The sequence below is a fragment of the Daejeonella sp. genome (assembly GCF_049655485.1).
Taxonomy (GTDB): Bacteria; Bacteroidota; Bacteroidia; order Sphingobacteriales; family Sphingobacteriaceae; genus Daejeonella.
The window spans coordinates 1-6,766 of record NZ_JBASJU010000072.1 but is presented as its reverse complement, the minus strand read 5'-3'; the positions used below and the strand labels follow the sequence as shown (position 1 = coordinate 6,766).

Below are 6,766 nucleotides of genomic sequence, written 5' to 3'. Positions count from 1 at the left end.
GGCCATGGCTTGATTCCATTTTTCCATATTCAGTCTGGCAGGTTCATTTCGTTCTTCCAGGAACGATATAAGCCCCTCTGTTGCAATATTTCCAGTAAGGCTATCTGTTGCCATCGGACAACCTCCGTAGCCTTTAAGCGCGGAATCGAACCTCCTGCAACCGCTTTCCCAGGCTGCTTCTAGTTTTTCCTGTGAAGAAGCCGGGGTGCTATGTAAATGCACACCTAATTCAGTTTTTCGAAACTGCGTTTTAAGATGCTTAAATAGGTATTGTATTTTTTCAGGAGTTGAAACCCCGATTGTATCAGAAAGTGAAATTGTTCCCACACCAATTTTGACTAATTCATTCGTCCAATGTTCGGCAATCTCATTATTCCACTCGTCTCCATAAGGGTTACCAAACGCCATAGACAAATAGATTACAGCTTTTTTCCCCGATTTGTCGCATGCATTTAAAATTTCAGATACTGTATCCAGCGATTGGGCTATACTTGAATTTGTATTTCGCTGCTGAAAAGTTTCTGAGATAGAAAATGGAAAACCCAGATAGTTTATCTGATCATATTTTACAGCCTCATCCGCACCTCTTGTATTAGCCACGATAGCGAGAAGGTTGGAATTTGAACCGTTTAGATCCAGCATATCAAGAACTTCGGCAGTGTCCCTGAGTTGAGGTACTGCTTTCGGCGATACAAAGCTCCCGAAATCAATCGTATCAAAGCCCACTTGAAGCAGCAGATTAATATATTCTGCTTTGATTTTAGCAGGGATATAGTCGTGCAGGCCCTGCATCGCATCGCGGGGACATTCTATGAGTTTAAGCATTTTAAAGTATCAAGTATCACGTATCAAGTAGCACGGCAATCTGCCGGGATGTGGGTATCACTTATTGCATTATCGGGTTTCAGTTTTCAGCTTTCAGTTTTCAGCTTTCACCTGAATGGATCCTACTTTGCCATTGGATCTTCAGTCATCGATTGCCGGCTAAACCTTCTAATGATTAAACGTGTTCCGCGATCGTAACTGAAGTAACTCCATACCCAGTTAACAAAGGTCACTAATTTATTTCTAAACCCGACAAGCGACATAAGATGCACAAACATCCAGACGAACCAGGCGAATATACCTTGAAACCGGATTTTTCCGATGTCGACAACTGCTTTATTGCGCCCCACTGTTGCCATCGAACCTTTGTCGAAATATTTGAAAGGCTCTGGTGTCTCATTATTCATCAAATGAATGAGATTGCTGGCCAGCAGCTTACCCTGCTGTATAGCTACCGGAGCGACTCCTGGGAGCCCATTTGGTGTACCAGGTGTTATTTGTGCTGCGACATCACCAATAGCAAAAATGCAATCCTGACCGCTAACCCGATTGAATTCATCCACAATGATACGATTCCCTCTGGCGATGGCTTCTGCCGGAAGGCCATCTAAAGTAGCTCCCTTGACCCCGGCGGACCAAAGCACATTTTTCGTATGTATGTCACGACCATCCGACAACTTGATGACATTGCCATCATACTTTTCAACCCGTAGATTCGTAAAAACTTCCACGCCCATCTCTTCCAGGAATTTTTTTGATTTCAAGGATGCCTGATCAGACATGACGCCAAGCAGCTCATCCGATCCCTCGATAAGATACACGTTAATGTCTTCAATACTTAGCTCCGGATAATCTTTTGGAAGCACATGTCTTTTGAGTTCAGCAAGGGATCCAGAAAGTTCAACCCCCGTCGGGCCACCGCCAACAACCACAAAATTTAGTAAAGAACGCTTTTCGACAGGATCAGTTACCACTAAAGCCTCTTCCAGATTTTGCAAAATCATACTCCTTAGGTTCAGGGCTTCGGGTATGGTTTTCATCGCCATTGAAAAATGTTCAATTTCTTTCTGGCCAAAGAAATTTGTGTCGGAACCTGTTGCAATAACAAGATAATCGTAGTCAATCTCTCCAATGGAAGTAAGAACAACTTTTCGCGCTGGGTCAACTCCTTCTACATCCGTAACCCGGAAAGTAAAATTTTTCTGGTTTTTGAAGATCTTCCGCAAAGGAAATGCTATAGAGTCTGCTTCAAGTCCTCCAGTGGCCACCTGATATAGAAGCGGCTGAAAGGTGTGATAGTTATGCCTGTCAAGCATGAGAACCTCTACTTCTTTATTCTTTAAGCGCTTGGTGAGTTCTATTCCTCCAAAGCCCCCACCTACAATAACTATTTTAGGAAATTTACTTGAATTGCTTGTCTGCTGCTCCATGCTGATAATTAATTTTAACGCTTAAATGTTTATTGTTCATCCCCCCGGATACGAAATATCATCCCGTTAAGGTTCTCGCTAATTCGGATCTGACAGGCCAGGCGGCTGTCGAAACCAGCATCCGGCAAAGTATCCAGCATATCCATTTCTCCTTCAGAAGGAGAAGGGAGAAGGTCAAGACCTTCCAGAATCTGAACATGACAAGTTGCACAAAGTGCCATTCCGCCGCAAGTAGCCAGCACATTGTATTCGGCTGCTTTTAATACCTCCATAAGGCTAAGGCTAACCTCCTCAGGAATTTCAACCGGTTGCTGTTCGCCGTCGCGGTCCTCCACTATTATATTAATCATTTTTAAAAAGCATTTACACCATAAACGGTTGTGTATTTAAAACTTAATTTTTGATCGGGATAAACATGTTTGAAGGCGCTCTGTACCATTAATGCGGCCTCATGGAATCCGCAAAGTATCAATTTTAATTTCCCAGGATAAGTATTTATATCACCAATCGCATAAATCCGATCTACATTTGTCGAATAATCAAATGTGTTTACCTCAATTGCTGTTTTATCAATATTCAATCCCCAGTTTCCGATTGGGCCCAGTTTAGGGCTTAATCCAAAGAGAGGGATTAGATAATCGGTCTCTAAGGAAACATTTACTTTATCACGGCCAACGTAACAGACTTCCTTAAGGTTGCCATTCCCAGAAACACTTAGCAGGTTAGATTGCAAGACCAGGTTTATCTTACCATTGCTTGCAAGTTCATGTACCTTTTCGGCCGAATCAGGTGCTCCCCGGAAAGTGTCTCCACGATGTATAAGAGTTACCTGCTCTGCTATATCGGACAGAAATATTGTCCAGTCAAGTGCTGAATCACCTCCTCCTGCTAGAATTACCTTTTTATTTCGAAAATGTTCTGGATTTTTCACCATATATTCAACTCCTTTTCCTTCGAAGTCAAGTAGGCCATCTATATCCGGCTTCCGGGGCTCAAAACATCCCAGGCCGCCGGCAATAACGATAACCTGCGCCTGAACAATGGTGCCATCACTTGTGCCTACAAGATAGGACCCATCTTCCTGTTTCACCAGGGTCTCTACGCGCTCGCCTAGAGTGAAACCAGGATCGAAAGGTGCGATTTGTTCCATAAGCCTGTCGACAAGCTCCTGCGCTTTAATTTCAGGGTAACCTGGAATATCATAAATGGGTTTATGGGGATATATTTCCGACAGCTGGCCGCCAACCTGCGGCAAAGTGTCAATTAAATGGCATCTCATTTTTAAAAGGCCGGCTTCAAATACAGAGAACAAGCCAACAGGCCCGGCTCCAATAATGCAAATATCTGTTGTTATCATTTTTTAATTATCATGTAGTAGTATTAAGTATCAAGCATGGATACATTCAGCCAGCTATCTCGATTGCCAGAAATTGAAGCACATGCGTTCTAAAAAATTCGAATTCATGTTTCGAACAGCCCGGCATCTGACAACGGGCAACTGACAACTGTTTAACTAATCGTCTAGATTGTTATAAATGGTGTCCAGGATTCTTTTTAAGTTTATATAATCGTCTTCTCTAAGGTTTTCCCAGGCTTTCATTCGTATCTCGGTCATTTTCGGGGTCCATTTCTCAACGGTCTGGGTTCCCAGTTCAGTTAAGTGGACCGTAAAACATCGCCGGTCTTTTGGCTGAACTCTTCGCTCAGTTAGACCTTTTTTACACAGCAGATCAATTATCCGCGTAAGGGTAGGGGTATCTTTACCAGTTATCTCAGCAAGTTGGGTTTGATTGAGATCATTGTTTTGATTCAGCCTTTTAATGATTATCCACTGGTCTACAGTGATGTCGTAGTTTTCTGCATTAAACTTTCGCTGAGCATATTGCTTGACCCTCCTTGCGGTCCTGTCGAGTAGATATGAATAAGTGCTAAATAATTCCGTTGACATACATATTGTTAGTATGACAACAAATATCGATATAAAAAATCATTAAACAAAAAAAGTCCCGCTGTGGCGGGACTTTTCTATCTAAATCGTTGAAAGATTATGACTTTTTAACTTCATCACCCTTTTCCTTAATAAACTCCACCACGAACGGTGTCGCTACGAATAAGGATGAGTATGTACCGAATATTACTCCAATTAACATCGCGAAGGAGAAACCTCTCAAGATCTCGCCGCCAAAGATGAAGATGATTAACAAGACAGCCATCGTACAAATACCCGTAATTACAGTACGGCTAAGCGTGCTGTTTAGAGCATTATTAATAACGGTTGGAAGATTCTCTTCTTTCGAATGATGCTGTGTTATATATTCACGCACACGGTCAAATACCACAACCGTATCATTGATCGAATAACCCATAACAGTTAATATAGCTGCTACAAAGGCCTGGTCGATATCTAGTGAGAATGGCAACCATCCATTAAATATGGTGAATATGGCCAGTAATACCAGCACATCATGCACAAGAGCAAGAATAGCCGCGAAACCAAATGCCATTCGTTTGAAACGAATAATGATATAAAGGAAAATGACTAGGATAGAGAATCCTACAGCATAGATTGCTGAGGTCTTTATATCATCAGCCATCGTCGGTCCAACCTTTTGTGAATCTTTTATTTCATACACCGGGCTAATTTTCTTTAACCCCTCGACCAGCTTGACATTAACTTTTTCATCAGCAGCTAACGTATTATCATTAATCAGGTAGGCAGTAGTGATCTTAACCTGATTGGAAGATCCAAAAGTTTTCACTTCCACAGGTGTGTCGAAAGTCTCTATTAAAACCGCACGAGCATCCTCAACATCTACAGGTTTATCAAAAGCTACAAAGTAAGACCGTCCTCCGGAGAAATCAACTCCAAGGCTGAAGCCTTGTGTAAATGCTGAAATTATACCGGCCAGGATAATAGCTGAAGAAAGGATGTAAAACTTCTTCCTACCTGTGATAAAGTCGAACTTGGAATCTTTAAAAAGATTTTGAGTGGCGTTAATTGAAAATTTAATAGGTTTTTTACGATCAAGTAACCACTCAAACACTAATCTTGAAATAAATATAGCAGAGAACAGTGAAGTTGCGATACCGATCATAAGGGTTGTTGCAAAACCTACGATTGGCCCCTGACCAAAAATATACAATATCACCCCTGTAAGGAATGTGGTTATGTTTGAATCGAGGATTGAAGGCATAGCTTTTTTAAAACCTTCTGCAATTGCCAGCCTTAATGATTTTCCTTCTGCTAATTCTTCGCGTATCCGTTCATAAATAAGAACGTTCGCATCTACAGACATACCTAAGGAAAGAACTATACCTGCAATACCAGGAAGTGTTAGAACAGCGCCCAATGAGGCAAGGACGCCCATCAAAAAGAATAAGTTTATTAATAAGGCAATATTGGCTACTAATCCAGCGGTGCTGTAATACATCGCCATGAATAATAAGATGACGATAATACCAGCGATAGTTGATATTAATCCCGCAGAGATAGATTCAGCACCAAGGGAAGGCCCAACTACATACTCGCTGACAATTCTTGCAGGAGCAGGTAACCTACCAGCTTTAAGGACGTTAGCAAGATCCTGGGTATCTTCTATTTTAAAGTTTCCACTAATTGATGATATCCCGTTTGGAATTTCACCCTGAACCGTCGGAGCTGAATAAACCAGGTCATCGAGTACTATTGCAACACTTTTTTTATTATTCGGATCAGCTGAAGCATTTGCGGTTAATGTTCTCCATGCACGGGCGCCCTCGGTATTCATAATCATGACTACTTCAGCATTTCCCCTCTGATCGTAATCAGAACGTGCATCTGAAATTACATCACCTTCCAAAGCCGGACCGCCAGCAAGACCACTTGATTTTAATGCATATAATTCAAACACTTTGCTATCGGGAGAGATAGGTTTGACTCCCCAAAACAATTTCATGTTTGATGGAATAATGGATTTTATTTGTGCTGATTGGAGGTAAGCATTTACATTGGCTGTATCTTTTAAAGCGGCATAGCCCACTACCGGTCCCGGACGAAGACTAGGTTGACCTTCTGGTCCCTGGAATGTAGCCGGATTTAAAACAGAAAACAAAGGATTTAGCTTAGCCTGTTCAGCCTGAAGCTTGTTGAATGCAGCAGTGCTATCTACCTTACCGGTTGTATCTTTTTTACCTAATGCTGCAAGTTTACTTGTTGCAGTATCCTGAACTGCCGCTGTCGCTGTGGTATCAGTAACTTTGCTCGTCGATGCCAGGATGCCGTTTATATTTTGAAGTAGTGGGAAAATCTCAGTGTTATCATAAGTTTCCCAGAATTCGAGTTTAGCAGAACCTTGTAGTAATTTACGTACGCGGTCCTGATCAGATACGCCAGGAAGTTCGATAAGAATCCTGTTTGTACCCTCCTGCTTTTGAATATTTGGAGAGGTGACTCCAAATTTATCAATACGAGTCCGCAGAATATTAAAAGAAAGATCAATAGCACCGTCTGCTGATTTTCTTAGAAAGTCGAT

Annotated in this window: 6 protein-coding genes; all 6 read right to left on the bottom strand. The window is 41.8% G+C overall.

The window, feature by feature from the left end; all coding sequences use genetic code 11:
- On the bottom strand, positions 1 to 825 hold an 825-nt coding region (locus WBJ10_RS03185; RefSeq protein ID WP_424288108.1), incomplete at its 3' end, for a hydroxymethylglutaryl-CoA lyase.
- A gap of 122 nt (positions 826 to 947) precedes the next feature.
- A complete protein-coding gene (locus WBJ10_RS03180; RefSeq protein WP_424288107.1) occupies positions 948 to 2,255 on the bottom strand; it encodes an NAD(P)/FAD-dependent oxidoreductase in 1,308 nt (435 codons plus the stop codon).
- 29 nt (positions 2,256 to 2,284) lie between these two features.
- On the bottom strand, positions 2,285 to 2,605 hold the full coding sequence (locus tag WBJ10_RS03175) for a 2Fe-2S iron-sulfur cluster-binding protein (protein WP_424288106.1): 321 nt from the start codon (positions 2,603 to 2,605) through the stop codon (positions 2,285 to 2,287).
- A gap of 2 nt (positions 2,606 to 2,607) precedes the next feature.
- Positions 2,608 to 3,612 (bottom strand): NAD(P)/FAD-dependent oxidoreductase, encoded by a 1,005-nt coding sequence (locus WBJ10_RS03170; protein WP_424288105.1) that lies wholly within the window; start codon positions 3,610 to 3,612, stop codon positions 2,608 to 2,610.
- A 156-nt stretch (positions 3,613 to 3,768) separates the two neighbouring features.
- Positions 3,769 to 4,203: a MarR family winged helix-turn-helix transcriptional regulator gene (locus WBJ10_RS03165; protein ID WP_424288104.1), complete on the bottom strand. Its 435-nt coding sequence runs from the start codon at positions 4,201 to 4,203 to the stop codon at positions 3,769 to 3,771.
- 97 nt (positions 4,204 to 4,300) lie between these two features.
- Positions 4,301 to 6,766 (bottom strand): protein translocase subunit SecDF (gene secDF, locus WBJ10_RS03160; RefSeq protein ID WP_424288103.1); only part of this gene is annotated, 2,466 nt, incomplete at its 5' end.

What these genes read in the sequence shown, in the direction of transcription:
- WBJ10_RS03180 (WP_424288107.1), bottom strand. Translation starts at nt 2,255, where the DNA reads ATGGAGCAGCAGACAAGCAATTCAAGTAAATTTCCTAAAATAGTTATT.
- WBJ10_RS03175 (WP_424288106.1), bottom strand. Translation starts at nt 2,605, where the DNA reads ATGATTAATATAATAGTGGAGGACCGCGACGGCGAACAGCAACCGGTT.
- WBJ10_RS03170 (WP_424288105.1), bottom strand. Translation starts at nt 3,612, where the DNA reads ATGATAACAACAGATATTTGCATTATTGGAGCCGGGCCTGTTGGCTTG.
- WBJ10_RS03165 (WP_424288104.1), bottom strand. Translation starts at nt 4,203, where the DNA reads ATGTCAACGGAATTATTTAGCACTTATTCATATCTACTCGACAGGACC.